At 76.6% G+C, this 3,450-nt stretch carries 3 protein-coding genes; all 3 read left to right on the top strand.

All coding sequences use genetic code 11. The features are described from left to right. The coding region (locus tag EBM89_RS21605) for a hypothetical protein (protein ID WP_158609736.1) at positions 1-352 on the top strand (352 nt) is incomplete at its 5' end. Next, the gene (locus EBM89_RS20000) at positions 349-1,620 is read left to right on the top strand and encodes a cellulase-like family protein (protein WP_122151332.1); all 1,272 of its coding nucleotides are present in this window, start codon (positions 349-351) and stop codon (positions 1,618-1,620) included. The genes EBM89_RS21605 and EBM89_RS20000, both read left to right, overlap by 4 nt. Beyond that, positions 1,613-3,450: beta-galactosidase (locus EBM89_RS20005; RefSeq protein ID WP_233571882.1), on the top strand; the 1,838-nt coding region annotated here is incomplete at its 3' end. The genes EBM89_RS20000 and EBM89_RS20005, both read left to right, overlap by 8 nt.

The raw sequence follows: 3,450 nt of genomic DNA on the forward strand, positions 1-3,450 counted from the left end.
CCCCGGCACCGCGACCGAGCGGTGGCGGACGGCCGCGGCCGCCGGTGGCGCGCTCGCCGTCGCCTCGCGTCCCGCCCGCGAGGACGACTACTGGATCGGCGTCGCGCACCTGCGGCTCGGCGAGGGCGCCGCCGCGGCACAGGTCTGGGCGGCGTTGGAGCGTACGGCCGACGACCTGGAGCTCGCCCCGACGGCACCCGACTACTTCGCCACGTCCCTGCCGGCGCTGCTGCTGTTCTCCGTCGAGGACCGGGCGGGCCGCGCCCGGACGGTCGCGGCGCTGCGCGAGGCCGCGGCCCGGGGCCGGTCGCACGCCGCGGCGGACGGTCCGGCGGCGGTGGTCGCCGGATGACGGCTCCGCACGCCCCGGTCGGCGTGCCCGCGCACCTGCCGGACCGGCTGACGATCTGCCTGTGGGACTTCTCCTGGTACCTGCTGACCGGGCCCGGGGAGGCGTACGAGGACCTCGACCGCGTGCTCGACGCGACGGCCGCGCGGGGGTACACGACCGTACGGATCTGCGCCGCGCCGCTGCTGCTGTTCGGCCGGCTCGGCCTCGACGACCTCGCGGGCGACCTGCCCGTGGACGGGATGGGGCGCCGCACCGACGGGACGCCCTTCGGGGTCGGCACCCGCTGGTACGCCGTGCCCGGCGGGCACCGGGTTGACGTGCGGGCGCGGTTCCTCGCCCTGCTGCGCGGCCTGCACCGCCGTGGGATGTCGGTGGTCCTCGCGAGCTGGGAGTACCAGCAGTCCACGGCGTTCAGCGCCGACGACCGGTGGTTCCGGGCGGTCGACGCGATCCCCGTGCCGCAGCGCCCCGCCGCCCTCGCCGGGGCGTTCGCGGCGATGCTGGACGCGGTCGAGGACGCGGGGCTGTCCGACGTCGTCGCGCTGGTCGAGCTGCACAACGAGGTCGACTTCTCGTTGCTGCCCGCCCTGGCCGACCCCGCGACCACCGGTGCCCTCGCGGCGCTGCGGGCCCGCCACCCGCGCCACCTGGTCACCGCGAGCCTCGGCAAGCCCCCGCACCTGGCGATGCACGCCCTGCCCGCCGGGCTCGGCGCGGGGCAGTTCCACGTCTACGCGTACGGCGTGCTGGACCGGCTGCAGGCCCTGGTCGACATCCGCGCCACCGCCACCGACGGGTTCCCGAACGCGGTGCTCCGCTCGTTGCAGCGGCCCGGCAGCCCCACGTGGCAGGAGTACGGGCGGCCCGCGCCATGGAAGCTCGCCGCGACCGTCGTCACCGACCAGATGCTCTACGGGTACGACACGATCGACCCCGACGCCTGGGACGCCTGGCTCTACCGGCACTACGAGACGTCCCACGAGGCGATGCACCGGGAGATCACCGCGCGGGTCACCGCCGTCGCCGCCTGGGGCCGGTGGCAGGGTGTCCCGGTGGTCGTCGGCGAGGGCTGGGTCGGGTACACCCCGCTCGGCGGCACCTTCGAGGAGGGGCCACTGGGCCGCCGCCTCGCCGAGACCGGCACCCGCACCGCCGCGGCCCAGGGCGTGTGGGGCGTGACCCCCTGCTCCAACGCCGCACCGCACCACCCGCTGTGGCAGGACGCCACGTGGCAGCAGACCGTCAACGAGGAGTTCCGCCGTGCCTGAGCAGGTCCTGGTCGTCCGCCACCACCCGTGGGCGACGCCCGCCACGGTCCCGGCGATGGCGACCGCACCCGACGCCGACCACCGCGTGGGCCTGACGTCGCGGGCGTTGAGCCGCGACGGGGCGCCGTGGGTACCGGTGTCCGGGGAGATCCACTACTCCCGGGTCCCGCGCGAACGCTGGCGCGAGCGGCTGCTGCTGATGCGCTCCGGCGGCGTGGACGTGGTCTCGACGTACCTGTTCTGGATCCACCACCAGCCCGCCGCGGGCGCCGCCCCGAAGTTCGACGGAGACCTCGACGTCGCGGCGTTCGTGCGGCTCTGCCACGAGCTCGGGCTCGACGTCGTGCTGCGGATCGGTCCGTGGTGCCACGGCGAGGTCCGCAACGGCGGGCTGCCGGACTGGGTGCAGGGCACCCCGGTCGCGCACCGCACCGACGACCCCGCGTACCTCGACCTGGTCCGCCCGTGGTTCGCGGCGCTCGGCGCCGAGCTCGCCGGGCTGTGCGGGCCCGACGGCCCGGTGATCGGCATCCAGGTCGAGAACGAGCTGTACGACCAGCCCGGGCACCTGCTGACGCTGAAGCGGATGGCCCGGGACGTGGGCCTGCGCGCCCCGCTGTGGACGGCGACGGCGTGGGGCGGTGCGGACCTGCCACCTGAGGAGGTGCTCCCGCTGTACTCCGGGTACGGCGACGGGTTCTGGGTCGACGCGTCCGCGCCCTGGGACACCACGTTCCGCGCGCACTTCTTCCCGAGCCACGAGTGGGACGACCCGGGTGTCGGCGCGGACGTGCGCGGCACCGCCGCCGCGGACATCACGGTCCGGCCCCGGGACGAGGCGTTCCCTCCCGCGACCTGCGAGCTCGGCGGCGGCATGGCCACGACCTACCACCGGCGCCTGGTCCCCACGGGTGCGGACATCGCGGCCGTCGGCCACGCGAAGATCGCCTCCGGGTCCGCGTGGCAGGGGTACTACATGTACGCGGGCGGGACGAACCCCGCCGCCGACCTGCAGGAGTCCCACGCGACCGCGTACCCGAACGACCTGCCCCGGTACGACTACGACTTCCACGCCGCGGTGAGCAGCGCCGGGCTGCCCGGCCCGAGCCACGCCGCCCTGCGCCGCCAGCACGCGTTCCTGCGGGCGTTCGCCCCGCTACTGGTGGACATGCCCTCGACGTTGCCCGAGGTCCGGCCGGCCGGCGTCGAGGACACCGGGACGCTGCGCTGGGCGCTGCGCAGCGACGGCCGGACGGGGTTCGTGCTGCTGTCCTGGCACCAGCCGCACGTCCCGCTGCCCGACCTGCACGGCGTCCGCCTCGGCCTGGAGCTGCCCGGCGGGCGCACCACGCTCGGCCCCGTGGACGTCCCCGCCGGGACGCTGGCGCGCTGGCCGGTGGGCCTGCGCCTCGGCGCGGTCGAGGTGCGGTCGGCGACGGCGAGCGCGCTCACGCTGCTCGACCCGACGACCCTCGTGCTCGTCGCCGAGGAGGGGGTGCCAGCCGACGTCCGGTTCGACGCGCGCGCCACCGTGACCGGCGGCACCGAGGTGGAGCAGGGGCTGCACCGGCTGCCGCACCGCCGCGGCGGCGTGCTGGAGGTGGCGCTCGACGGCGCGCGCGCGACCGTCGTGGTCGTCCCGTCCGGGGACGCGGACCGGGCCTGGGTGCTCGACCGCCCGGCGGGCCGGCTGCTCGTGCTGTCCGACGCCGCGCTGTGGACCGAGGGTGACGCGCTGGTGGCGCGGGCGTCGGCGGCCCCGGAGGTCGACGTGCACGGGCCGGACGGTTGGCGGACCGCCGCCGTGCGTGCCGAGGGCTCGCCGCGGCC

This window comes from Cellulomonas triticagri (assembly GCF_003696205.1).
Lineage (GTDB): Bacteria > Actinomycetota > Actinomycetes > Actinomycetales > Cellulomonadaceae > Cellulomonas > Cellulomonas triticagri.

Coding starts and splice junctions, on each gene's coding strand:
- EBM89_RS20000 (WP_122151332.1), top strand. CDS start 349: ATGACGGCTCCGCACGCCCCGGTCGGCGTGCCCGCGCACCTGCCGGAC.